This is a genomic window from Pseudoflavonifractor sp. (assembly GCF_050943825.1).
Classification (GTDB): domain Bacteria; phylum Bacillota; class Clostridia; order Oscillospirales; family Oscillospiraceae; genus Pseudoflavonifractor.
This window is the reverse complement of the sequence record NZ_JBMNPX010000003.1, coordinates 195,026-219,198: the sequence shown is the minus strand read 5'-3', so window position 1 is coordinate 219,198 and position 24,173 is coordinate 195,026. Positions and strand designations below refer to the sequence as shown.

The 24,173-nt window shown below is 64.2% G+C and carries 24 protein-coding genes and 1 other annotated feature (1 of these 25 cut by a window edge); of the genes, 6 read left to right on the top strand and 18 right to left on the bottom strand.

The genetic code is table 11. The features are described from left to right. Positions 1 to 143, bottom strand: a binding site (T-box leader); it reaches 87 nt to the left of the window's first position. A 155-nt stretch (positions 144 to 298) separates the two neighbouring features. From ACOX7T_RS05005 to ACOX7T_RS04945, 13 genes are all read right to left on the bottom strand, one after another. Further along, on the bottom strand, positions 299 to 2,218 hold the full coding sequence (locus tag ACOX7T_RS05005) for an S-layer homology domain-containing protein (protein ID WP_433440483.1): 1,920 nt from the start codon (positions 2,216 to 2,218) through the stop codon (positions 299 to 301). A gap of 116 nt (positions 2,219 to 2,334) precedes the next feature. Continuing rightward, the gene (locus ACOX7T_RS05000; RefSeq protein ID WP_433440481.1) at positions 2,335 to 3,132 is read right to left on the bottom strand and encodes a DivIVA domain-containing protein; all 798 of its coding nucleotides are present in this window, start codon (positions 3,130 to 3,132) and stop codon (positions 2,335 to 2,337) included. An 87-nt stretch (positions 3,133 to 3,219) separates the two neighbouring features. After that, complete coding sequence (locus ACOX7T_RS04995) at positions 3,220 to 3,705, bottom strand: cell division protein SepF (RefSeq protein ID WP_006571878.1); 486 nt, start codon at positions 3,703 to 3,705, stop codon at positions 3,220 to 3,222. A 19-nt stretch (positions 3,706 to 3,724) separates the two neighbouring features. Further along, positions 3,725 to 4,441 (bottom strand): YggS family pyridoxal phosphate-dependent enzyme, encoded by a 717-nt coding sequence (locus ACOX7T_RS04990; protein ID WP_433440478.1) that lies wholly within the window; start codon positions 4,439 to 4,441, stop codon positions 3,725 to 3,727. A gap of 32 nt (positions 4,442 to 4,473) precedes the next feature. Then, on the bottom strand, positions 4,474 to 5,730 hold the full coding sequence (locus ACOX7T_RS04985; protein ID WP_433440476.1) for an HlyD family efflux transporter periplasmic adaptor subunit: 1,257 nt from the start codon (positions 5,728 to 5,730) through the stop codon (positions 4,474 to 4,476). 82 nt (positions 5,731 to 5,812) lie between these two features. After that, complete coding sequence (gene hfq, locus ACOX7T_RS04980) at positions 5,813 to 6,040, bottom strand: RNA chaperone Hfq (protein WP_433440474.1); 228 nt, start codon at positions 6,038 to 6,040, stop codon at positions 5,813 to 5,815. 48 nt (positions 6,041 to 6,088) lie between these two features. Further along, positions 6,089 to 7,024: a tRNA (adenosine(37)-N6)-dimethylallyltransferase MiaA gene (miaA, locus tag ACOX7T_RS04975; RefSeq protein ID WP_433440472.1), complete on the bottom strand. Its 936-nt coding sequence runs from the start codon at positions 7,022 to 7,024 to the stop codon at positions 6,089 to 6,091. Positions 7,025 to 7,046: 22 nt separating this feature from the next. Continuing rightward, positions 7,047 to 9,065: a DNA mismatch repair endonuclease MutL gene (mutL, locus tag ACOX7T_RS04970; protein ID WP_433440470.1), complete on the bottom strand. Its 2,019-nt coding sequence runs from the start codon at positions 9,063 to 9,065 to the stop codon at positions 7,047 to 7,049. A gap of 17 nt (positions 9,066 to 9,082) precedes the next feature. Beyond that, the gene (locus ACOX7T_RS04965; protein WP_433440468.1) at positions 9,083 to 9,793 is read right to left on the bottom strand and encodes a lysostaphin resistance A-like protein; all 711 of its coding nucleotides are present in this window, start codon (positions 9,791 to 9,793) and stop codon (positions 9,083 to 9,085) included. A 267-nt stretch (positions 9,794 to 10,060) separates the two neighbouring features. Then, positions 10,061 to 12,670, bottom strand: a complete 2,610-nt coding sequence (gene mutS, locus ACOX7T_RS04960; protein WP_433440466.1) for a DNA mismatch repair protein MutS — start codon at positions 12,668 to 12,670, stop codon at positions 10,061 to 10,063. A gap of 209 nt (positions 12,671 to 12,879) precedes the next feature. Next, on the bottom strand, positions 12,880 to 14,295 hold the full coding sequence (miaB, locus tag ACOX7T_RS04955; RefSeq protein WP_433440464.1) for a tRNA (N6-isopentenyl adenosine(37)-C2)-methylthiotransferase MiaB: 1,416 nt from the start codon (positions 14,293 to 14,295) through the stop codon (positions 12,880 to 12,882). A gap of 164 nt (positions 14,296 to 14,459) precedes the next feature. Continuing rightward, positions 14,460 to 15,080, bottom strand: a complete 621-nt coding sequence (locus ACOX7T_RS04950; RefSeq protein WP_433440462.1) for a hypothetical protein — start codon at positions 15,078 to 15,080, stop codon at positions 14,460 to 14,462. A 41-nt stretch (positions 15,081 to 15,121) separates the two neighbouring features. Continuing rightward, positions 15,122 to 15,589, bottom strand: coding sequence for a hypothetical protein (locus ACOX7T_RS04945; protein WP_433440461.1), 468 nt, complete (start codon positions 15,587 to 15,589; stop codon positions 15,122 to 15,124). 192 nt (positions 15,590 to 15,781) lie between these two features. On the opposite strand from ACOX7T_RS04945, the gene ACOX7T_RS04940 reads away from it, so the two are divergent. The 6 genes from ACOX7T_RS04940 to ACOX7T_RS04915 all read left to right on the top strand — a co-directional run bounded on the left by ACOX7T_RS04940 (position 15,782) and on the right by ACOX7T_RS04915 (position 21,308). After that, the gene (locus ACOX7T_RS04940) at positions 15,782 to 16,849 is read left to right on the top strand and encodes an alanine racemase (protein ID WP_433440459.1); all 1,068 of its coding nucleotides are present in this window, start codon (positions 15,782 to 15,784) and stop codon (positions 16,847 to 16,849) included. A gap of 28 nt (positions 16,850 to 16,877) precedes the next feature. Next, positions 16,878 to 17,321: a D-aminoacyl-tRNA deacylase gene (dtd, locus tag ACOX7T_RS04935; RefSeq protein WP_433440457.1), complete on the top strand. Its 444-nt coding sequence runs from the start codon at positions 16,878 to 16,880 to the stop codon at positions 17,319 to 17,321. Between the two features lie 31 nt (positions 17,322 to 17,352). Further along, on the top strand, positions 17,353 to 17,958 hold the full coding sequence (locus tag ACOX7T_RS04930; RefSeq protein WP_433440455.1) for an MBL fold metallo-hydrolase: 606 nt from the start codon (positions 17,353 to 17,355) through the stop codon (positions 17,956 to 17,958). A 28-nt stretch (positions 17,959 to 17,986) separates the two neighbouring features. Then, on the top strand, positions 17,987 to 19,468 hold the full coding sequence (hemZ, locus tag ACOX7T_RS04925) for a coproporphyrinogen dehydrogenase HemZ (RefSeq protein WP_433440453.1): 1,482 nt from the start codon (positions 17,987 to 17,989) through the stop codon (positions 19,466 to 19,468). Between the two features lie 2 nt (positions 19,469 to 19,470). Further along, positions 19,471 to 20,409: a uridine kinase family protein gene (locus ACOX7T_RS04920; RefSeq protein WP_433440451.1), complete on the top strand. Its 939-nt coding sequence runs from the start codon at positions 19,471 to 19,473 to the stop codon at positions 20,407 to 20,409. A gap of 77 nt (positions 20,410 to 20,486) precedes the next feature. Then, positions 20,487 to 21,308: a P-loop NTPase gene (locus tag ACOX7T_RS04915; protein ID WP_433440449.1), complete on the top strand. Its 822-nt coding sequence runs from the start codon at positions 20,487 to 20,489 to the stop codon at positions 21,306 to 21,308. Positions 21,309 to 21,650: 342 nt separating this feature from the next. On the opposite strand, the gene ACOX7T_RS04910 is transcribed toward ACOX7T_RS04915, so the two are convergent. Genes ACOX7T_RS04910 through lexA form a run of 5 tightly spaced genes read right to left on the bottom strand, consistent with a single transcriptional unit; the run spans position 21,651 to position 23,963 of the window. Next, positions 21,651 to 22,403, bottom strand: coding sequence for an exodeoxyribonuclease III (locus ACOX7T_RS04910; RefSeq protein WP_433440447.1), 753 nt, complete (start codon positions 22,401 to 22,403; stop codon positions 21,651 to 21,653). Continuing rightward, positions 22,400 to 22,612 carry a DUF6440 family protein gene (locus ACOX7T_RS04905; RefSeq protein ID WP_433440445.1) on the bottom strand — a complete coding sequence of 71 codons (213 nt, stop codon included), beginning with the start codon at positions 22,610 to 22,612 and terminating at the stop codon, positions 22,400 to 22,402. Before ACOX7T_RS04905 ends, ACOX7T_RS04910 begins: the two co-directional genes overlap by 4 nt. A 4-nt stretch (positions 22,613 to 22,616) precedes the next feature. Beyond that, the gene (locus ACOX7T_RS04900; RefSeq protein WP_148316226.1) at positions 22,617 to 22,847 is read right to left on the bottom strand and encodes a permease of phosphate ABC transporter; all 231 of its coding nucleotides are present in this window, start codon (positions 22,845 to 22,847) and stop codon (positions 22,617 to 22,619) included. 3 nt (positions 22,848 to 22,850) lie between these two features. Continuing rightward, complete coding sequence (locus ACOX7T_RS04895) at positions 22,851 to 23,327, bottom strand: methylated-DNA--[protein]-cysteine S-methyltransferase (RefSeq protein ID WP_433440442.1); 477 nt, start codon at positions 23,325 to 23,327, stop codon at positions 22,851 to 22,853. Positions 23,328 to 23,345: 18 nt separating this feature from the next. Further along, the gene (lexA, locus tag ACOX7T_RS04890; protein ID WP_433440440.1) at positions 23,346 to 23,963 is read right to left on the bottom strand and encodes a transcriptional repressor LexA; all 618 of its coding nucleotides are present in this window, start codon (positions 23,961 to 23,963) and stop codon (positions 23,346 to 23,348) included. Positions 23,964 to 24,173 lie beyond the last annotated feature (210 nt).

Here is a 24,173-nt window from a genome sequence, read left to right as displayed (position 1 = left end):
GCCCGTCCCGGCTTAGTGGGGTCAGGCCCGTTCAGCCGGAGGCTCCGAGGTGATTTTCGTCCGTCCGCCTCTCCGCCTTTCACCAAAACGGCGGCTCTCTGGGCAGGTTGGGCCGGATTACTCTTCCTCTTCCTTGCGTTTGCTGTATGAAAAAAACACGGAGAAACACCTGTAAGGGCGTTTCTCCGTGTATCTTACCTGTTTTCCGCCAGTTTGTCAAGGGAGAGCGGGGCTCTTTCCCCCGCTTTCCTGCTTTTCAGCAATCTGTCAGGGGAAATGGCCCTTTTCTCCGCCCTGTTCAGGGATTGCGGGGCACAGTGAGGGAGAAGAGGGCCGCATGCTCCCGGCCGCCGTAGGTCTGGTAGAGCAGGCCGCCGTCATACATGACCCAATAGATGGTGTCACCCACCACCACCGGGTCGGCCACCGGAGCCTGGAATTCAGGCTTGGTCACGGTCTGGCCAATCTGACGGCCCGTGCCGTCAAAGACGGCATAGCAGAAGTCCCCAGGGGCGGAGTCCACCTGCTCACAGCTTTTGGCGCTCTGCCACATGGCCACAAAGGTGTTGTCATCCACCTGGACCAGCTTGGGGTTGGTCACCCATTCCGTCCCGCCGGTGAAGTGGGTCAGCTGCTGCACCTGGGGCGTGCCGTTGGGGAAGCCCGCCTTGGGCACCGAGATAAGCACCACGTTCTGGTCCTTCTCTCCCTCGCCGCTGCCCTGCTGGGGCGCCGAGCTGGCCAGGAAGAGGTAGTGGGTGGGGGAGACACCCAGTCCGCCCGGGTCGGCATTGGTGGTGTTGTCCCCCTCTGCGCCGGCAAAGGGGAAGATGTTCTGCCAGACCGGAATCTCGCCGGCCCCGCCCTTGGTGGAGAGAATGAAGCCTCTGGCCGGGTAGGCATCGCCCTGGTCCACATACACCATCTCCTCCCCGTCCCGGACCGCATACTGGGCGAAAGAGTGGCTCACATAGGTGGGCGAATCATTGGGCATGGATGCTGTCATGGTGGGGATATCCACCTCAAAGGTCAGGTTGGCCTGATGCCGGGTGCCGGCGGCATCGGGGTACATCTGGCGGGCGGTGTGGACGATCAGGGTGTCGCCCTGAATGGCCATGCCGGTATGGTTCAGCTGAGAGGGCGCGCTGGTATTGCTGGCTCCGCCGGTAACCGAGGCCGCGCCCAGCCGGTTCCACTGGTGGTCGTACTTTACCACCCGGTAGACCTCTTTATCGTCCTCCAGCTTCTGATTGGACTGGCTGAAGCAGATGAAATAGTACTCATCGCTCTGGCAGAAGGCGATGCAGTTCAGCAGCTCCTTGTCCAGCTGCCTGACCCCGGCGGAGGTGCCGTCAGCACGGAAGGTCTCCACCTTGGGTTTGGAGAAGAGGTAGAGCAGCTGGAGGCTGTCGCCGTCCATCAGGGGGTAGACCTCGGTGCCGTACACTCCGTAGGAGGGGGTGAGCTGCCCCTCCACGTCCAGCCAGCGGACACCCTCCTCAGCCGCCCGGTCCATCCGGGCCCGGTCGGCAGCCTGGTTGGCCCGGGCCGCCATAACGCAGGCCTCCTCCCAGGTCAGCTTGCCGGCGGGATTGAAGCGCTGGTTCTGGTCTCCCTTCATGATGCCGCAGGCGGAGGCCTTGGTCACCGATTCGGCCGCCCAGCTGCTGACCTGGTCCATGTCCGTGAAAGCAGTGGGCTCCCCCCGGGTATAGAGGCTCTGGCCGCTGTGCTCCTCCAGAAAATCCACCAGCGCGCACATCATCTTGGCCGCCTGCTCCCGGGTCAGCTCACTTCCGCAGTCGGCCACCCGGCCGCTGCCGTAGTCGGCGCCCTCCGTCAGGCCGTAGGCAGCGGCATAGTACATGTCGTATTCTCCGCCCGGCGTGTCCTCACTCACCGTGCGGGCAATATCCTGAAAATAGTCGGCGGGCTTGGGAGCAATGCTTTCAATAAGCGTCTGGGAGAACTCGCTCCGGGCCACGCCCACCAGCAGCTGGCAGAACTCTCCGCGGGTGATGGGGCTCTTGGAGTCGAGCCGTTCTGCATCAGGCAGCAGGTTGTACAGCAGCGCCTTGTGGTTGAGCATATCAATGCTGTCTGCCGCCCAGGAGGCCGGCTCGTTGCTGAAGGCCTGTCCTGCAGGGGTCAGCAGCAGCAGACCCGCCAGGCAAGCCCCGCCCATCCGGGCAAACGCCGTTTTTTCATCCCGATTCACCTTTCTTCTCTTTCTTTCCCTGAAAAATGCCCCCGGCCTGTGGCCGGGGGCATTCAGATCTGTTATTCCATGCAGGCATCCGAAGCTGGCTTGCGCGTAATAAGACTAACAGATATTTACTTGATCTCGTAATCCTTCCCGAACTTCAGGTTGCTGAAGTCGATGCGGCGGGTGGGGGAGTCGTCCTCATCCTCCTCGTCCGCATCGTGGCGGCGGGCCCGGCGGTCACTCCGGTCGCCCCGGTGCTCCCGGCGGGACTCAGGCTGCTCCTCCTTGTCCTTCCGGTCCATGCCCAGCAGCTCGGCGTACAGGCCGCCGTCCTCCTCCTGGACATCCTGCTCCGGCTCCTCCTCAGGCAGCTCGTCCTCCACCTGGGGCAGCTCACCGGTCTCCTCCTCCACAATCTTCTCCATGGAGGACTGGATGTCCCGGGCGGTCTGCTCAGTCTGGTTGGGGGCGGGCGCGGTCAGCTGGGACAGACCGTTGAGGTAGTCCATCTCGTGCTGATAGAGGTCCTTCAGCTTGGCCACATAGGCGGCGGTGGCCTCCTTGGCGGCGCTCAGGCGCAGCTGCTCATTCTCCAGCTCCTGGCGCAGGGCGTCAATCTTGGCACGGGCCTCACCCTCGGCGGTGCCGATGAGCTGGGCACGCTTCTCCTCCGCCTCGCGGACAATCTCATCCGCTGTCCGCTGGGCGGCCAGCAGGGCCTTGCGCATGCCCTCCTCGGTGGAACGGTACTCCTCCACCTTCTCCACCAGCACCTTCATCTTGCTCTTGAGCAGGGCGTTCTCCTTGTAGAGGGCGGTGTAGTCCTCGGTGAGCTGGTCCAGGAACTCGTCCACCATGGCCATATTGTAGCCGCCGAAGTTCGCCTTGGCAAACGCGTGCTGAGAGACTTCCTGTGGTGTCATCATATCCAATTCCCCCGTTTCTCTTTAAAAAAGGGCGCAAAAACCTTGTCCGCTACCCTGAGCTGGCGCTCAAGCGCGATTAAGTACAGCTTAGAAATACAGCCCGTTATTCTCCAGCTCGTCAATCAGGTCGCCGAGAATGTCCACGTTGTAGGGCGTGATGATGTAGGTGGAAATAGCCACCTTCTTGATCTTGCCCTCGTTGGCATAGGCCACGCCGGACAGGAAGTCCAGCAGGCGGCGGGCGATGTCCTTGTTGGTCTGCTCCAGATTGAGCACCACAGTGCGCTTCTCACGCAGGTGGTCGGCAATCTCGGCGGCGTTCTCGAAGCGGTCGGGCTTCACCAGCACCACCTGGAGCTGGGTGGTGGTGTGGATGTTGACCACCTTGTTGCTCCGGCGGGGCTCCTCCTGCTGGAAGATGCTGCCGGAATTGTCCATCTTGGCGGAGGCGCTCTTCTCCCGGCGCTCGGCCCGGTCGCCCCGGGTCACCGGCTCATAGTCCTCCTCATAATCCTCGTCATCCTCGTCCTCATAGGGACGGGCAAGGCGCTTCAGTTCGTCAATAAAACCCATGGTCGGTTACCCCCATTTATCAGCCTTGGCTCTGCTTTACCATGGGCGGCCGGGGGCCGAAAAGGGCGGTTCCCACCCGCACGTGGGTGGCACCCTCCCGCACGGCGTCCTCATAGTCGCCGCTCATTCCCATGGACAGGCAGTCCATATCAGTTCCATTATGGTCCAAAGCCGTTCTTATGTCAACATAAAGGTGATACATTTCTGCAAAAAAATGTCGGTTTTCTCCGGGAATCCGGGCAGCCGGAGGAATGGCCATCAGTCCCCGCAGGCGGATATGGGGCAGCTCCGCCGCCAGCCGGGCCAGCTCCATGGCCTCCTCCGGCGCCGCGCCGCTCTTGGACGCCTCGCCGCCCACGTTGATCTCCAGCAGGATGTCCTGCACGATACCCAGCTTGGCCGCCTGGGCCTCCACCGCCTCCAGCAGGCGGCGGGAGTCGATGGATTCTATCATATCCGCCCGGCCCACCACATACTTGACCTTATTGGTCTGGAGGTGGCCGATGAAGTGGAGGGCGGCGCCGTCATAGGCGTAGTCGTCCAGATGGGCGTTCATCTCCTGGACCCGGTTCTCACCGCACACCGTGATGCCCGCGGCAATGGCCTGCCGGATGGTATCCGAGGTCTGGACCTTGGTGGCGGCCACCAGGGTGACCTCCGCCGGGTCCCGGCCCACCTCCAAAGCGGCGGCGGCAATCTTTCTCTTTACAGCTTCCACACGTTCCGGCAGCGTCATCGCTCCGCACCTCCATATTCAGGCAAGGGGCCTCAGCCTCTTACCACTTTTCCGTCATACAGCTCTTCGCCGGAGAGGATAATCTCATCCCCGGCCCGGAGGGACCGCTTGGCCTCGTTGTTGTCTCCCGGCGCCACTGCCACCGCACGGACCAGGTAGTAGTCCTCCTCATCGTCCACAATGTCCACCGGCTTGAACTCCGCCCGGGCGCCTACAACGGCGTACACGCCCCACTGGCCTTCCTCATTCTGATAGAGGGCGTTCTTGGGGATGCGGATACCGGTGACACTGCTGTACACCAGGCTCACCGTCTGCTCCCGGAGCAGGGTGGTGTCCGACAAAAACTCCTTGCTGGAGAGCACCACCACTACCTTGCCGTTCTCCGGGTCGCTGATGCGCTCCACTGTCATGTCCACCTCTCCGGACCAGTCCCGGGAGAAGCGGACGGTGACTTTCTTGTTGGAGTCCCGCAGATTGGCCAGCTCTCCTGAGTCGGCCTCATCCATGACGCAGGCAAAGTACCACTTGGTGCTGGTAATGAGCTTGCCCACCGTCCCCTCCTCCGCTGTGACCGCAGAGCCCTCCAGCTGTGTCAGCTGGGAAGGGGTGAGAGTTTCCAACATGGCGGGGGTGAGCAGGCTCTCCCATCCGTCCACCATGCCGGAGAAGAGGCCGGACCTGTCGGCCACAACAGCGGTTGTATCCTGTCCGGCGGCGGTAGTCAGGGTCTGGAGCTGAGCCTCCAGCTCCGCTTTGGCGGTCTGGAGGGCGGTAATATCCCCGGTGGAGGAGTAGTCCCGCTTATAGACCAGGGTCCGCAGCTCCATGGTGTCGTCTTCCAGATTGGTGAAATCCCGGCTGGCCACGGAGGAGCGCAGGGCGGTAATCTGAGTGAGAATTTCCTCAGACAGCTTGGCATTGTCTGAGAGGTCATCACTGTGGCTCAGGGAGTAGTTAATCTGCTCCAGCTCCTGCGTGAGGGCGCTGATCTCCTGGCGACGCTCCAGGGCACCGGCGTCCTGGTAGAGATAGGCCACCGTCTGGCCCACGCCCACGCGTTCACCCTCAGCGGGCAGTACATCCGCCAGGCTGGACCGGGCGGGCAGCACATACTCGTCCCGCACCAGCACTCCCGTGGCTTCCATGGCCTGATCCAAGGTATAGGTATAGCAGGTCATGGTGACCATCCGGTTGGTAAAGCTCTTCCAGGCGTATACGAACAGATATGCCAGCACCGCGCCCAGCAGCACCAGCATGACCACTCGGTTGACGATTTTGCCCTCTTTCATGGGATGCTCCTCCAGGGAATTGAAAAATCTGTCTCTAACAATCGCATGGTGTCAAGGTAAGCCTTCCCCTATGGAAAGCCGCTCACTCCCCCTGGCTCATATCCACAGGCCGCTCGGGGGTAATGGTGGAAATTGCGTGCTTATAGATCATCTGCTGCTTGCCGTCGGTGATGAGAAACACCACAAAGGCGTCGAAGCCGGCCACCTGGCCCCGGAGCTGGTAGCCGTTCATCAAAAAGAAGGTGACATTGGCCCGGGTGCGGTTCAGGCGGGTGAGGAAGAGGTCCTGGAGATTGTTTGTCTTCTGCATACTAAGTACATTCCTTTCTCTCTGGTGGGACAGGCCCACGGAATGCCCTTATAGTAATCCAGTTTCTTCCAAATATGCTGTCGAATTTTGTAGTGCTATTGAAAAATCTGGTATTTTCTCCCAGGTGATCCACTTCACCGACGGCTCACGGCGGAACCAGGTCAGCTGCCGCTTGGCGTACTGCCGGGAGCGGAGCTTAATCTCCTCCGCGGCCTCGCTCACCGCTCGGCCCTCCCGCAGGGCGGCAACCATCTCCTTGTAGCCGATGGCCTGCATGGCGGTGCAGCTCTCCGGCACGCCGGAGGAGAGCAGGCCCTCCACCTCTTCCACCAGCCCGGCGGCCATCATTTGGTCCACCCGGCGGTCGATGCGCTCCCACATATCCGCCCGCTCGGCAAAGGTCAGGCCGATGCGCACCGCCTCATACCGGGGCGGCAGGGCGGCGGTGCGGCGGTCATGCTCGGTGATGGTCTCGCCGGTCTCGTGCCACACCTCCAGGGCCCGGATGATGCGCTTTTCGTCGGCCAGGTGGAGTTTGGCCGCCCGCTGGGGGTCCACCTGCTCCAGCTCCCGGTAGAGCACCTCGATGCCCTCCCGCTCGGCCCGGTCCTGGAGCTTCTGCCGCCACACTCCGGTGAAGGCGGCAAACTCCCGCCCGGCCAGCAGATTGTCGATATACAGCCCGGTTCCGCCCGCCACAATGGGCAGCTTTCCCCGGGAGAGAATGTCCTCCACGCAGGCGGTGGCATCGGCGACATAGCGGGCTACTGAGTAGTCCTCGCCGGGGTCGGCCACGTCCAGCATGTGGTGGGGTACCCCGTCCATCTCCTCCGCCGTGGGCTTGGCGGTGCCGATGTCCATGCGGCGGTAAATCTGCATGGAGTCGGCGCTCACCACCTCGCCCCCTGTCGCCTTGGCCAGCGCCACCGCCAGAGCGGTCTTGCCTGAGGCGGTGGGGCCGCAGATGACCAGCAGCTTGGCCACGGTCACAGCTCCTTTCTGTTTCTCATGCCCGCTTGAACTGCTTCTCCAGCTGTCCGCGGGTCATCTCAATGGCCACCGGGCGGCCGTGGGGACAGTACTTCACCTCTCCCCGCATCACCGCTCCGGCCACCTTCTCCAGCTCCTGGGGGCCGTTCTTCTGGCCGCCCTTGATGGCCGCCTTGCAGGCCATAGTGTGCATCAGCTCGTCCCGGGCGGCGTCCGGATTGGCCCGTCCGGTGGTCAGCAGCTTGGCCGCAATCTCCTCCAGGGTGGCGGGCACGTCCTCCGCGTCCACGTCCCCGGGGGCTGCCCGGACGATAATGGCCCCGCCGCCGAAATCCTCGGCGTCAAAGCCGAACTGGGCGAGCAGCGGCAGATTCTGGAGCAGCACTGCCCCCTCCTCGGCAGGCGGTGTGAACACCGCCGGGGTGAGCAGGTTCTGGACCATGGGCTGGTAGCCCTGGGCCTTGAGACGGTCGAAATTCATCCGCTCGTGAGCGGCGTGCTTGTCGATGAGCAGGACCTTGTCCCCCTGCTCCACGATGATATAGGTGTTGAGCACCTCGCCGGCCACCCGCCAGGGGATTTCCTCCTCCTGGGGCTGGACAGGGACGGGCTCAGGCTGAACCTCAGGCGCAGGAACCTTCTGAACCGGGGGAACCGGCTTCTCCTCGGGCAGCTCCACCGGCTCCGGGGGAATCATTTTCTCCTCCGGGACGGGCGCGGGTGTCCGCTCCGGCGCCGGAATGACTGTTTCCACAGGCTTTTCCGGTACAGGCCGTGGAATCTCCCGGACAGGCTCCCGGAAGACAGGCCTGCTCTCCGTGGGTCGCGCTTCCGGCTTGGGCCGGGAAATGGGGGCCGCAGGGGCGGCCGCTTTGGGAGCGGTAAAGTCGTGAAGCGGCAGCCCGCTCCGGGCACCGGCAGCGCTCTGGCGGTACTCCTGGGCCGTCATAGTGCGGAAGGTGGTCTGGTTGGGGGTGACGGTGTCGTGTCCGGCAGTGGGAGCCAGCCGCCCGGCGGGGCGGCCCACCTGGGCCTGGACGTGGCTCCTGTCCCCCTCCAGGGCGGAGAGGACGGCGTAGTACACGGCGGAGAACACCTGCCGCTCATTGCCGAACTTGACCTCCTGCTTGGTGGGGTGGACGTTCACATCCACGCTGCTCAGGCGGCAGGTCAGATGGAGCACGCAGGCGGGGAACTTGCCCACCATCTTCTGGTTCTGATAGGCCTCCTCCAGGGCGGCCATCATGGTGCGGCTCTTCACGTACCGGCCGTTGACAAAGAAGTGCTGGTAACCCCGGGTGGGGCGGCAGCAGGCGGGCAGGGAGGTGAAGCCGGTGACCGTCATGTCCTCCCCGGAGCCCTTCACCTCGATAAGGCCCAGGGCCAGGTCCCGGCCCAGCACCGAGTAGACGGCGCTTTTCATCTGGCCGTCGCCGGGGGTGAGCAGCTCCTGCTTGCCGTCCCGCAGGAATTTCACGGACACCTCCGGGTGGGCCAAAGCCAGCCGCTGGACCATGGCGAACACAGCGGCACCCTCGGCGGCGTCCTTTTTCATGAATTTGAGCCGGGCGGGGGTGTTGAAGAACAGGTCACGCACCACCATGGTGGTGCCCACGGGACAGCCCGCCTCTTCACGGCTGACCACCTCGCCTCCCTCCAGGCTGAGGGCGGCGCCCAGGTCCTCCTCCGCCGTGCGGGTGAGCAGGTCCACCCGGGACACGGCGGCGATGGCCGCCAGAGCCTCGCCCCGGAAGCCCAGGGTGCCGATGGCCTCCAGGTCGTGCTCGGTGCGGATTTTGCTGGTGGCGTGGCGGAGAAAGGCGGTCTCCGCCTCGTCGGCGGCAATGCCGCAGCCGTTGTCGGTGACCCGGATGAGGGACATGCCGCCCCGCTGAATCTCCACGGTGACGGTCTCCGCCCCGGCGTCAATGGCGTTCTCCACCAGCTCCTTTACCACGCTGGCGGGCCGCTCCACCACCTCACCGGCGGCAATCAGGTCGGCAACGTGGGGGTCAAGCTGTTGAATATGCGGCATAGAAAACTCCTTTTCCATCAGGACGATACCCCCCGGACAATGGTGATGAGCTGTGCGGCGTTGAGGACCATGTGCAGGCCCACGGCGCTCCAGATGGAGCCGCCGTTGTCGTAGCACCAGCACAGGGCCAGGGACATGGGCAGGTACTCCACCGCCAGCAACAGGTACCGCAGGTCCACCCCGGTGGGCTGGAACACATACCGCCACACGCAGGCAAGGGCGTACACCAGGACGGTGACCACATAGGCCAGCGCCCGGCTCTCCCGGCGGAGTGTGCCGAAGAGCAGTCCCCGGAACAGGGTCTCTTCAATAAGGGGCATGAGCACCACCAGCAGCACGGTGGTGGCGGTGGGGGAGAGCAGATACTCCTGGAGGTACTGGATGGGGATGGGGTTTTCCACCGGCATGGGCAGCAGGCCCGCCAAGAAGCCCAGCACCAGTGCCCCCACCAGGCCGGTGACAAAGGCGAAGCAGTTTTCCGGCAGCCAATCCACCAGCAGGGAGAGGCCGTGGCGCAGGAAGGACCAGAACACCAGCAGGGCCAGGGCGAAGAGAAGGGCGTAGTACACCACGTTGCTCTCCGCCGCCGGGGCCTCCGCGTCCCCCAGCAGCACCCGCTGGGCCCAGGCGTTGAGATAGGGGAACACCAGGAGGTACAGGGCGAAGAACACCCACCCCCGCTTCCGCTCGGAGCCGGTCATCTGGGGCCGCCAGGCTCTCTTTGTCACAATATGTCCCTCCTCTCTGCGGTTTGATAAACAAGCGGTACCAAAACCTTTCCCCTGCGGCGGCCCCATCTTCTCAAAAGCGCCTCGCAGAGTTCGCGCCCGCAGGCGCGAATAAAGTAAAATCTTTTTTCTCCGGCGACATGCGCGTCGGAGAAAACACTTCTCAGCCCGCAAGTGTGGAATCTGCCTGCCAATGGCGGGCAGATTATGCGCGCGGCGGGCTGCATCCTGCTCGAAAAAACGGCAAAGCCGTTTTTTCGACTGTTTTTACAGTTTCTGCTTGAGCTCGTAAATCAGGTTCATGGCCTCAATGGGGGTGAGGGTGTTGATGTCCACCATGCGCAGGCGGTCCAGCACCTCGCCGCCCCCCATGTCGGTGAGGGAGATCTGGCCGTCGTCCGCCTTGAGCGCGGCGGCAGGGGCGGCACAGGGGCCCTGGCCGCTCTCCAGCTCCTCCAGAATCTCCCGGGCGCGGGTGATGACCCGCTCGGGCACACCCGCCAGCTTGGCCACCTCCACGCCGTAGCTCTGGTCGGCGCCGCCCCGGACAATCTTCCGCAGGAAAATCACGTCGCCCTTCCGCTTCTTGGCGGCGATGTTGTAGTTCTTCACGCCCGGGATCTGTCCCTCCAGGCAGGTAATCTCGTGGTAGTGGGTGGCGAAGAGGGTCTTGGCCCCCAGCCGCTTCTTGTCGGCGCAGTACTCCAGCACCGCCCGGGCGATGGACATGCCGTCGTAGGTGGAGGTGCCCCGGCCAATCTCGTCCAGAATCAGCAGGGATTTGGCGGTGGCGTTCTTGAGCAGCTCGGCCACCTCGGTCATCTCCACCATGAAGGTGGACTGTCCGGCGGACAGGTCGTCGCTGGCGCCGATGCGGGTGAACACCCGGTCCACAATGCCGATATGGGCCGACTTGGCGGGCACAAAAGAGCCCATCTGGGCCATGAGGGCGATGAGGGCCACCTGGCGCATGTAGGTGGACTTGCCCGCCATGTTGGGGCCGGTGATGATGGCCACCAGGTTCTCCCCGCCGTCCATGTGGGTGTCGTTGGGGACAAAGAGGGCGTTTTTCAGCATCTTCTCCACCACCGGGTGGCGGCCCTCCTCAATGTCCAGCCGGTCGGACAGGTCCACCACCGGCATGCAGTAGTGGTTGTCCGCCGCCACGCAGGCGAAGGAGGTGAGCACGTCCAGGGCGGCCACGGCCCGGGCGGAGCGCTGAATCTCCTGGACCCGGGCCGCCGTCTTCTCCCGCACGTCGCAGAAAAGCTGGTACTCCAGGGCTACCACCCGGTCCTGGGCGGAGAGGATGGTGTGCTCCATGTCCTTGAGCTCCTGGGTGATGTACCGCTCACAGTTGGCCAGGGTCTGCTTGCGGATGTAGGTGTCGGGCACCTGGTCGTAGTAGGACTTGGACACCTCGATGTAGTAGCCGAAGACCTTGTTGTAGCCCACCTTCAGGCTCTTGATGCCGGTCTTCTCCTTCTCCCGGGCCTCCACCTCGGCCACCATGCCCTTGCCGTTGGTCATGATGTTGCGCAGGTAGTCCACGTCGGCGTTGTAGCCTGCCCGGATGAAGCCCCCCTCCCGGACGGAGAAGGGCGGGTCGTCGTCAATGGCGGAGGTGATGAGCCCCCGCAGGTCGGCCAGGTCGTCCAGCTCCTGGCGCAGAGTGGGCAGCAGCCCGGCGGAGAAGGGCTCCAGCAGGGCCCGCAGGTCGGGCAGATGCCCCAGGCCGGCCGCCAGAGCGGCCAAATCCCGGCCGCCGGCAGTGCCGTACACAATGCGGCCGATGAGCCGCTCCAGGTCGGTGATCTCCCGCAGGCACAGGACAATCTCGTCCCGGGCGATGGGGTCGTCCACCAGGGCCTTCACCGCCTCCAGCCGCCGGTTGATGGCCACAGGGGAGAGAAGGGGCTGCTCCAGCCAGGTGCGGATGAGGCGGTGGCCCATGGCGGTCCTGGTCTTGTCCAGCACCCAGAGAAGGCTGCCCCGCTTCTCCTTGCCCCGCATGGTCTCGGTCAGCTCCAGGGTGCGCCGTGCGGTCAGGTCCAGCTCCATGGAGGGCCGGGAGGCGGAGGAGTGGATGGTGAGGGCGGCGATGTGGGACAGGTCGGTCTTCTGGGTCTCGTAGAGGTAGGAGAGCAGGCCCCCAGCGGCCTGGACGGCCAGCTCCACCGTGGCGTCCCCATCAGGGGGCAGCTCAGCGATGGTGCGGGACAGGGTCTCCCGGGCCATGTCGGAGCGGAACCGGGCCTCTCCGCCGTTTTCACAGCGGCACTCCAGCTTTTTGGTCAGGAAGTCGGTGAGGGCGGCGTCGGCAAAGGCCCCGTCGGACAGCACTGCCTCCCGGGGCTTGTAGGCGCCCAGGTCGTTGAACAGATGCTCGGCCCGGGCGGAATCGGTGTAAGGGGTGGCGGAGAACTCGCCGGTGGACAGGTCGCACACCGCCAGAGCCGCGCCGTTGGAGTCGGCGTACACGGCGCAGATGTAGTTGTTGCGGCCCTCCTCCAGCATGGAGGCGTCCATGAGGGTGCCGGGGGTGACAATACGGATGATGTCCCGGTCCACCAGGCCCTTGGCGGTGGCGGGGTCCTCCATCTGCTCGCAGATGGCCACCTTGTACCCCTTGGCGATGAGCCGGGCAATATAGGCGTCGGCGCTGTGGTAGGGCACGCCGCACATGGGGGTGCGCTCCTCGGCGGGCTTGCTCCGGTCACGGGAGGTGAGGGTCAGCTCCAGCTCTTTGGAGGCTACCTTGGCGTCCTCGTTGAACATCTCGTAGAAGTCGCCCAGCCGGAAGAAGAGCAGGCAGTCCGGGTGAAGCTCCTTCATGCGGATGTACTGGCGCATCATGGGGGTGGTTTCAGCGGGCATGGGTACGCGCTCCTTTTCTCTCTGAGAGTTTCGCAGCAGCGGCAGAGCCGCCGCTGCGAGTGGGCTGCAGCCCGCCGCGCGCATGCTTTGGCCCAGAGAGCCAAAGCCCACACTTGCGGGCTGAGCTGTGTTTTCCCCGACGCGCATGTCGCCGTGGAAAACCGATTGCACTTCATTCGCGCCTGCGGGCGCGAACTCTGCGAGGCTGCTTACTCCGCCGTTTCTCCGAAGAGGGCCCAGGTGGAGCAGCCGGTGATGGTCAGATTCTGATAGGTGCCGATGAGCTTCTCGTCCCCGGTGAAGTGGACCAGCCGTCCGCCGGGCGTACGGGCGGTCAGGTTGTTGCGGGGGTCGTCGCTGCGGCCGTCCACCAGGCAGCGGATGGTCTTGCCCACATAGGCCTGGTGCTTTTTCAGGGAGATCTCGTTCTGCAGGTCCACCAGCCGCTGGAAGTTGGCCGACTTCTCCTCGCGGGTCTGCGGGTCGGGCATCTTGGCGGCGGGGGTACCCTCACGGGGAGAGTAGATGAAGGTGAACAGGGCGTCGTACTCCACCTCCCGCAGCAGGGACATGGTGTCCTCAAACTCCTCGGTGGTCTCGCCGGGGAAGCCCACGATGATGTCGCTGGTGAGGACGATATCGGGGATGCGGGCGCGGAGCTGGCGCACCTTTTCCAGGTAGATTTCCCGGGTGTAGACCCGGTTCATGGCCTTGAGCACCCGGTTGTTGCCCGCCTGGACGGGCAGATGGATGACGGGGGCCACCTTCTCGCACTCGGCCATGGCGTCAAAGAGCTTCTCGGTGGCGTCCTTGGGGTGGCTGGTCATAAAACGGATGAGGAAGTCGCCGGGGACGGCGTTCACCTTCCGCAGCAGGTCGGCAAAGTCTATGGGCTCGGGCAGGTCCTTGCCGTAGGAGTTGACATTCTGGCCCAGGAGGGTGATCTCCTTGTATCCGGCCCTGGCCAGCTCCTCCACCTCGGCGAGAATGACCTCCGGGTCACGGCTGCGCTCCCGGCCCCGGACGTAGGGCACGATGCAGTAGGAGCAGAAGTTGTTGCACCCGTACATGATGGACACCCAGGCCTTCACCCCGTTCTGCCGCACCACCGGGATGCCCTCGGCGATACTGCCGGGGTCGTCGGCGGTCTCAAAGATGCGGCCCCGGCGGGTGAGGATGCGGTAGAGGAACTCGGGGAACCGCCACAGGGCGTGGGGGCCGAAGACCATGTCCACATGCCGGTAGGAGGAGCGGATTTTGGCCGCGTTGTGGGGCTCCTGCACCATGCAGCCGCACAGGCAGATGATCTGGTTGGGGTTCTTCCGCTTGGTATGCACCAGGGCGCCCACGTTGCCCAGCACCCGCTGCTCGGCGTGCTCCCGGATGGCGCAGGTGTTGATGACGATGACGGCGGCCTCCTTCTCGTCCTGGGTGAAGCCGTAGCCCATCTCCTTCAGGTAGCCCCGGATGCGCTCCGAGTCGGCCTCGTTCTGCTGGCAGCCGTAGGTGTCCACGAAGGCCAGGGGGGCCTTGGCGAAGCGGGAATTGATCTCTCTGATGGCCCCGCAGTACTCCCGCTGGCGGGCGATGTCCTCGGGGGGGATATGGGTGGTCTTTCGCTCCACGGTACTTCCTCCAAATCATAGTGTCTGAATATAGAATTATAGCATTTTCCTGCCCTGAAAACAAGGACGCGCCCTGTTTTTTTACAAAGGGTACAGGAAAAGGGACCGCCTGCCGTTTCGTCAGGCGGTCCCCCATATTTCCTCTTCTCAGTGGATTTCTGCTGTCACCACTCCGGCGGCTGGATGCCGTACCGGACGGCCAGGTCCCGGATATACGCCACCAGCGGCTCCGCGCCGTAGACCCGGCTGTAGGCGCTCTCGATGCAGTGAATGCCGCCGTAGTCGCCAAAGCCCTTCTCCCCCAGGGCGCAGGTGACGGCCAGATCCGGCCCGTTGGGGCGGGAGATCCGCACGCGGATGTACTCATTTTCCGGCGAGGTGTACACGCCCGGTCTCACCGGCGGGAAGTTCAGGTCGCTGTCCCCGGAAATCTCGAACATGCTCCGGCGGAACAGCAGGCCGTTGCTCAGCTCCACAATCTCCCGGGCCTCCTCCTCGGTGATCTCCAGATCATCCCCGCCCTCCGGCGACACATCGACAAACACAGGCATCTGGTCCTCCGTGTAAACATTTTCTATCTGCACCCGCTCCGGGTCGGCGGGGAATCGGTAGGGAAAGTAGAACCAGACCAGGTAGGCCGCGCACAGGACCATGCACCCACCGGAGATGAGCCGCTTTTTCCTCTCCCCCTTGTGGAGCAGGAAATAGAGCAGGGCGATGCAGATGGCCACCACCGCGCCCATGGCGATGTAGACAATCATGGGGACGGAAGCATTGAGTGTCATTTCACATCTCCTCCTTCACAGCAGCTCGTACCTGCGCCGCCCTATCCGGCCGGCTCCAGGGGCAGACCCTCGGGCATGCCGCCCGGGGGGACCTCCTCCGCCGGGCTGACCAGCTCCGCCCACACCGCCTTCAGATCCAGGCCGGAGACCGCCAGCCACACCGTGCCGTCGGTGTAATACCCGCTGTCGCCGGCGGTCTGGCAGTAGGTGCACTGCCATGTCTCCCCGCTGTCCAGGGTGATGAACACGTCAAAGCTCTGCCCCCCGGTGGGAATACGCTGATATCCGCCCTCCGGCATAAGCCCGCCCAGCGCGCCGGTCAGCCGGGCCACATCTTCCGGGTCGGTGAGTGTCTTTTTCTGGAGCGCGTTGAAATAGCAGATCTCCGCATTTGAGACCTCCTGGGCGGAAAAGGGAAGGCGGTACCCCCGCCCGCCCCGCCAGAGGAGTAACACCCCACAGACCACCGTCAGCAGGACGGCCCCGCAGATAAGGACCCGTTTTTTCATTTTCTTTCCCTCTCCCCACTGTTTCTGCCGTTTTCTCCGGGGCTTTCTTCATAATTATAATACCATATTGCACAGCGGGCCTCAATAGCCCCGGACCCTTTTCTCCACCCCAAAGCCGCCCCTCCGGCGTTGACGCTTCCGCTTTTCAAGGGTATAATAAATTAAATATTATGTTGGAAAGGCGGCGCGGACATGAAAACCCTGGTGATAGAGAGACAGGCCGTCAAGCAGAACATCGCCGTGGTCAGGGAGCGGGCGGGCCGGGCCGCCGTCTACGCCGCCCTCACCGGGGACGCGGGGGGCGCCGGGCTGGTGGACATGGCCAAGCTCCTGCGGGACGAGGGCATTGGCCGTTTTGCCGTGTCCGAGCCGGCGGACGCCGCCGCATTGCGCAAGGCGGGCTTTGTGGACGAGGAGATCCTCATGCTCCGCTCCACCGCCGACCGGGAGGAGCTGGAGCAGCTGGTGGACGTAAACGCGGTGTGCACCATCGGCTCCATCGACGCGGGTCTGGCCCTCAACGGCCTGGCCGAGAGCCGCTCCACCGTGGCCGAGGCCCACATCCAGGTGGACACCGGCCTGGGCTTCGGGGGCTTTCTGTGCGCCGAGCCGGAGAAGGTGCTCTCCGCCTACCGCAACCTGCCCAACGTGGCCATTTCGGGCATCTACACCCAGCTCCACTCTGTAAAGGCCGACGGCAAGGAGGCCGCCGCTCAAATCCAGTCCTTCCAGAATCTTCTGGAGGCCATCCGCGCCGCCGGGTTTGAGACGGGCACCGTCCACGCCGCAGGCTCCTTCGCCCTGCTCCACTACGACGGCGCCCTGCTGGACGCGGTGCGGGCGGGCTCGGTGCTGCTGGGCCGGTGCCGCCGCACCAAGGGGGACGGCCTCCAGCGGGTGGGGTACGGCGAGGCCTCCCTGGAGGAGGTCCGCTGGCTCCCTGCGGGCCACACCGTGGGCAGCGAGCAGCCCGTCACCCTCAGGCGGCCCACCCGGGTGGGGGTGCTGCCGGTGGGGTACCAGAACGGCTTCGGCGTGGCCCGTGTGCGGGACCCCGGCTTCTGGGCCGCCATCCGCCGGTGGCTGCGGGGCAGGCGGATCACTGTCCGCATTGACGGGCAGAAGGTGAAGGTCATCGGCCGCATCGGCGCCATGGAGACCCTGCTGGACGTGACCGACATGAAGTGCTCCTCCGGCGACCTGGTCCACTTCGACATTGACCCCATGTACGCCCGGGGCTTTACTCGGGAGTACCGCTGATTTCAGATAAAGAGAGGATTTTGACGGCATGCGCGCAGTCGTTACCAGAGTACGAAACGCCTCGGTGGAGATCGAGGGAAAGATAAACGGACAGATCGGCCAGGGCTTTCTGGTGCTGCTGGGGGTGGCCCCGGAGGACACCATGGCCCAGGCCGAGAAGATGGCCGACAAGGTGTGCGGCCTGCGGATCTTTGAGGACGAGAACGAGAAGATGAACCTGAACCTGGCCACCGTGGGCGGCAGCCTGCTGGTGGTGAGCCAGTTCACCCTGTACGCCGACACCAGGAGCCGCCGCCCCGGCTTTACCGGCGCGGCCAGGCCCGACGTGGCCATCCCCCTCTACGAGGGCTTCATGGACGCCTGCCGCGCCCGGGGCTTTCATGTTGAACACGGCGAATTTGGGGCAGATATGCAGGTGTTCTCTCAGAACGACGGCCCCGTCACCATCCTCCTGGACACCGACCATATGTGACACCCCCATCAACCCAAGTGAGGTGCTGAACATGATTTTCAAACATCTGACCGTGCCCCCCATCGGCACAAACTGCTACATCTTCGGCGACGCCGCCTCGGAGCGCTGCGCCATCGTGGACCCGGGCGGGGATGCCGCCGGCATTCTGGCCGCCGTGGAGGAGCTGGGCCTGACGGTTTCCGCTATCTTCCTCACCCACGGCCACTACGACCACGTGGGTGCCCTGCCCGAGCTGCGCAGGGCCCTGTCCGACGTGCCGGTGTATCTCCACCCGGCGGACAAGGCCGCCCGGGACGGCGCCCTCATCCCCGACCCCGGCCCCACGGAGGACTACGGGGACGGGGACCGGATTCTGGTGGGCGGCCTGACGGTGGAGGTCCTCCACACCCCCGGCCACACCCCCGGCGGCGTGTGCCTGAAGGTGGGGGACACCCTCTTCACCGGGGACACCCTGTTTCGGGGCTCCATGGGGCGCACCGACCTGCCCGGCGGCAGCTACGACGCCATTATGAACTCCCTCAAGCGGCTGGCCGCTCTGCCAGGGGACTGCAGGGTCTGCCCCGGCCACGACGCGCTCTCCACCCTGGAGGCGGAGCGTAAGGGCAACTACTACATGCGGGAGGCCGCGGGCCAGTGACCCCCTCCCGCCGGAAAGGTACGCATCCATGAAACTCTATCTCACCGGCCACGATTACAAATACGCCTGCGAGCAGATTATGCTCACCCTGTTCCCCGGCCAGCGGCCCCTCTACCCGGAGGAGCCGGCGGAGGAGAGGGAGGACCAGGCCCACATCACCCTCTTCCGGGGGGAGCAGTGGGCCACCGGCCGCACCGCCCTCACCTGGGCGGGAAAATCTGCCGTGGGCTCCTGCCGGGTGAAGACCGTTGGCATCACCGGCCAGGTGGAGCTGGACCGGGCGCTGCAGAAGGCCCTGAAGCTGTCCTTCTACCGTGCGGCGGTGGCGGTGCTGGGGAAGGAGCCCCCCTGGGGCGCCCTCACCGGCGTGCGGCCGGTGAAGATTCCCACAAAGGCTCTGCTGCGGGGAGAGACCCCGGCCCAGGCCGAGGCTCTGCTGCGGGACACCTACCATGTGACCGCCGTCCGCCGCAAGCTGGCCATGGACTGTGCCAGGGCCAGTCTGGCCGCCCTGGACAGCCTGAAGGAGGACGAGATCTCCCTCTATGTGGGCATCCCCTTCTGCCCCACCCGCTGCGCCTACTGCTCCTTTGTGTCCGCCGACGTGGGCAAGGCCCTCAAGCTGCTGCCCCCCTACCTGGAGGCCCTGTTCCGGGAGGTGGAGGCCGCCGGGGACCTGCTGAAACGTCAGCGGCTGTATGTCCGCACGGTGTACATCGGCGGCGGCACCCCCACCACATTGTCGGCGGAGCAGCTCTCCGCCCTGATGGGCCACATCCGGGCACACATCGACCTGTCCCGCTGCACCGAGTACACCGTGGAGGCCGGACGGCCGGACACCATCACGGCGGAAAAGCTGGCCGCTCTGAAGGAAAACGGGGCCGACCGGGTGTCGGTGAACCCCCAGTCCATGAGTGACCAGGTACTCCGTGCCATGGGGCGCTCCCACACGGCGGCGGACATTCTCCGGGCCTATGAGCTGGTACAAAACTCCGGCATCCCCTGCGTGAACATGGACCTGATTGCCGGTCTGCCCGAGGACAGCCCGGCGGGCTTCCGCGCCACCCTGGACCAGGTTCTCTCCATGGACCCGGCCAACATCACCGTCCACACCCTGGCGCTGAAAAAGGGCTCCCGGCTCATGACCGAGGGGGGACACCTGCCCACGGCGGAGGATGTGGCGGACATGCTGGACTACGCCTGGACCACCCTGCGGGGCGCGGGCTATGTGCCCTACTACCTGTACCGGCAGAAGTACATGTCCGGTTCCTTTGAGAACGTGGGCTGGACCAGGCCCGGGTTTGAGAACCTCTACAACATCTGCATGATGGAGGAGCTGCACTCGGTGCTGGCTCTGGGCGGCGGCGGCGTCACCAAGCTGGTGGACCGGACTGCCGGGCGCATTGAGCGCATCTCCGACCCCAAGTACCCATATGAGTATATCAACACCATTGACAGGATTATCGCCGACAAGGAGAAGCTGGCGGACTTTTACGCCGCAAGGAGGTAACCATGGCATATTCCCTGCATGAGATCAACGACCGCATCCGGGCCGACGCCGCCGGATTCCTGGCCGAGTGCGACGAGAACTTCCACCGCCGGGTGGTCTCCGCCGCCGACACCATCGCCAAGCGGGCCAAGGTGAGCCCCATTGTGCTGCTGTCCGGGCCCTCCGGCTCGGGCAAGACCACCACTGCCCTCAAGCTGGAGGAGGAGCTGGAGAAGCGGGGTATCTCCACCCACACCATCTCCATGGACAACTACTTCAAGACCATGAACCCCCGCACCGCGCCCCGTACCCCCGAGGGGGATATCGACTACGAGTCCCCCCTGTGCCTGGACATGGAGCTGCTGGGGGACACCTTCACCAAGCTGTCCAAGGGTGAGGAGGTCATCATCCCCAAGTTTGAGTTCGCCCGCCAGATGCGCAACGACGCCCGTGGCCTGCCCCTGCGGCTGAAGGAGAACGAGATCGCCATCTTCGAGGGTATTCACGCCCTCAACGACGACATCGCCGGCCGCCACCCCCAGGCCACCAAGCTGTACATCTCCGCCCGCAGCAACGTGTGCGACGGAGACAAGCTGGTATTCAAGGGCACCTGGATGCGGCTGACCCGCCGTGCCGTCCGGGACTACAACTTCCGGGGCACCGACATCGCCGCCACCCTGGACATGTGGGCCAACGTCCGCCGGGGCGAGAAGCTGTACATCTCCCCCTTCAAGAACAAGGCGGACGTCATCATCGACTCCTCCCTGCGCTATGAGGTGTCCGTCATGAAGAACTACGCCCTGCCCATGCTCCAGGCCGTACCCGAGGAGAACCAGCGCCGGAGCGAGCTGCTGGACCTGATCCGGGCCTTTGACGCCTTTGAGGCGGTGGACCCGGCCATGGTGGCCAAGGACTCCCTGCTGCGGGAGTTCATCGGCGGCGGCAGCTACAAATACCGCTGAGCGGCAGCGGATTCCCGCTGTTTTCTCATATATCAACCGAGACAATGAACTTTTAAAGATGAAGGAAGGATTTTCCAATGTCTGAGTGTACGCACAACTGCTCCTCCTGCGGCGAGAACTGCGGGGAGCGCACCGCACCCCAGAGCCTGCTGGCGCCCGCCAACGCCCTGTCCAAGATCGGCAAGATCATCGCCGTGGTCAGCGGCAAGGGCGGCGTGGGCAAGAGCCTGGTGACCTCCTCCCTGGCTGTGGCCATGCGCCGCCGGGGCAAGAAGGTGGCCATCCTGGACGCCGACATCACCGGCCCCTCCATCCCCACCGCCTTCAACCTCCACGAGCGCGCCACCGGCTCCGACCTGGGCATCAACCCCGCCGTGTCCGAGACCGGCATTGAGGTCATGAGCCTGAACCTGCTGGTAGAGCACGAGACCGACCCCGTTGTGTGGCGCGGCCCCGTCATCGCCGGCACCGTGAAGCAGTTCTGGACCGATGTGGTCTGGGGCGACGTGGACTACATGTTCGTGGATATGCCGCCCGGAACCGGCGACGTGCCCCTGACCGTGTTCCAGTCCCTGCCCGTGGACGGCATCATCGTGGTCACCTCCCCCCAGGACCTGGTGAGCATGATTGTCACCAAGGCCGTGAAGATGGCCGGCCTGATGGACATCCCCGTGCTGGGTCTGGTGGAGAACTACAGCTACTTCAAGTGCCCCGACTGCGGCAAGGAGCACGCCGTCTTCGGTGAGAGCCGCATCAACCAGGTGGCCGACGAGCTGGGCCTGAAGGTGCTGGCCCGTCTGCCCATCGACCCCGCTGTGGCCGCCGCCTGCGACCGGGGCGAGATCGAGAAGTTCGAGCCCAACTATATGACCGGCGTGGCCGAGGCTCTGGACCAGTAAGTTTTCCACATCCGGCCGCAAAAATGGGGATAGCACCCCCATTTCCCGGGAAACAGAACACAAAACGCCCTGCTGTGATTTCCACAGCAGGGCGTTTTTGTCTGTCACAGCGGAGGTTGCCGCAGGAAGAGGACTGCCTCCGACCTGTAAAAGAGCCCTCGGCAGAGTTTTGCCGCCCGCAGGCGGCAAAATAGAGTGAAATCTGTTTTTCCGGCGACATGCGCGTCGGAAAAACACATCTCAGGCCGCAAGTGTGGAATCCGGCCGCCCTGCGGCCGGATTATGCGCGCAGCGGCCTGCAATCCCCCTCGAAAAAGGCGTCTCACGCCTTTTTCGAAGTTTTTAGAAAATATCCAGCTCCACCGGACAGTGGTCGCTGCCCATAATTTCGGGGTGAATAATGCTGTCGCCGATTTTGTCCGCAATGGACCTGGAGACAATAAAATAGTCGATACGCCACCCCGCGTTCTTCTCCCGGGCGTGGAACATGTAGCTCCACCAGGAGTAGGCGCCGGTCCTGTCGGGGTACAGGTGGCGGAAGGAGTCCACAAATCCGGCCTCCAGCAGCTCCGTCATCTTGGCCCGTTCCTCATCGGTAAAGCCCGCGTTGCCACGGTTGGACTTGGCGTTCTTCAGGTCGATCTCCTGGTGGGCCACGTTCAGGTCGCCGCAGTAGATGACCGGCTTTCTGCTGTCCAGCTCCAGCAGGTATGCCCGCAGGGCATCCTCCCACTCCATGCGCCAGTCCAGCCGGGTCAGCTCCCGCTGGGCGTTGGGCACGTAGCAGTTGACCAGGTAGAAGTCCTCAAACTCCAGGGTGATGGCCCGGCCCTCTCTGTCGTGCTCCTCGGAGCCGATGCCGTAGGTCACATTCAGGGGCTCCAGCCGGGTAAACACCGCCGTGCCCGAGTAGCCCTTCTTCTCGGCGCTGTTCCAGTACTGCTTATAGCCGGGCAGGTCCAGCTCCGCCTGGCCGGGCTGCATCTTGGTCTCCTGGATGGAGAAGATGTCCGCGTCCAGGGCGGCGAAGGACTCCAGAAAGCCCTTGCCCAGACAGGCCCGCAGGCCGTTTACATTCCACGATACCAGTTTCAATCCAGTTCCTCCAGAGGCTGGGCGCTGTCCCAGATCACCGGCCTGCCGTCCCGGTCCAGCAGGGGGGTGAGCCCGCCGCCGTACCCGTTGACCACCTGGAGGTAGAGCACGCCGGTGAGCGTGTCCAGCAAAATGACCGTCTCCATTGCAAAGCCGCCCGCCGGGGCCTCCCGGCGGATCACCTGAAACCGCTTGTCCGTTTTTGCCATTCTCTTATTCCTCCCCGTCCCCGGTCACGATGGCACGGAAGAACCGGCCCATCAGGGGCACATAGGTCAGGCAGAACACCAGCCCCGCCAGCACGCCGGCGCTTTTCCGGTGCTTTTTGGCGGCGCCCAGGCCGATGAGCACGCCCAGGGCACCCAGACACAGCTTGAGCAGGGCGATGTCAAACAGGTCCATCTTTTTCAGGTACAGATTTCCCGCCGCGATGAGCTTTTTCATGGCTTAATGCTCCTTTCCTTCCACCACCCCGGCCTCCAGCCGGAGCAGACGTTCCTTCAGGTCCAGCCCGCCGCCGTAGCCGGTCAGGCTGCCGTTGGCCCCCACCACCCGGTGGCAGGGGATGATGATGGGGATGGGGTTGTTGTGGTTGGCCTGCCCCACTGCCCGGACGGCCTTAGGCCGTCCCACCACCTGGGCAATGTCCCGGTAGCTCCTGGTCTCCCCGTAGGGGATTTCCTCCAGCGCCTGCCACACGGAGCGGTAAAACTCCGTCCCCTTCGGGGCCAGAGGCAGGTCAAACACCCGCCGTGCTCCGGCCAGGTACTCCAGCACCTGCCGTTTTCCCTCCGTGAGCAGCGGGGTCTCATGGCAGGCGATTCTGGGCACAGGCGCCCCCGGCAGCAGCAGCCGCACAATGGCGCCGTCCTCTTCCTCCAGCCCCATAAGGCCCAGGGGTGTGTCAAACAAAGTCAGGTTCATATCTGTATCTCATGGGCCTCAGTACTTGCGCACCACAGCCACAACCTTGCCCAGAATCTCGGCACCTGCGCCGTCGATGGGCTGGTAGTCCGGGTTCTCGGGCATGAGCCAGGGGTGTCCGTCCTTCCAGCGGAGGGTCTTGACGGTGGCCTCGTCCTCAAAGAGGGCCACCACAATCTCGCCGCTGTGGGCCTCGGGCTGGCGGTGGACCACCACCAGGTCCCCGGGCAGGATGCCCGCCCCCAGCATGGACTCGCCCCGCACCTTCAGGGCGAAGTGCTCACCGGACAGACCGCCGGTGTCAAAGGTCAGGTAGTCCTCAATGCACTCCTCGGCCAGGATGGGGGACCCGGCGGCCACGTTGCCCACCACGGGCACCCGGTTGGCGCTGGGATTCTCCTCCTCGGCGATGGACCGTCCGGCGGAGCCGCTGACGGTGATGGCACGGGTCTTGCCCTCGGCCTTGATAATGAGCCCCTTCTCCTCCAGCCCCTTCAGGTGGAAGTGGACCGTGGAGGGGGACTTGAGCCCCACCGCCTCGCCGATCTCCCGGACGGAGGGGGGATAGCCGTGGTCGGCCTGGAAGGACACGATATAGTCGTAAATCTGCTGCTGCTTGGGAGAGAGTACCCTCATTGCGAGCCCTCCTTGTCTGGCCTGCCGGCGGCAGGCGGGCGCGGCCCCATAAAGGGGACTGTACGCCGTTTTTTTCTCTCGGTCTCGGTGTACGCTATTATATCACACCCTCCGCCAAAACGCAAACATTCGTTCTAAAAACCCGCCATTTTTCTTTCTCCTTCGCACCGGCATAGAAAAAGGGCGCGGCAAGCAATTGCCGCGCCCGCT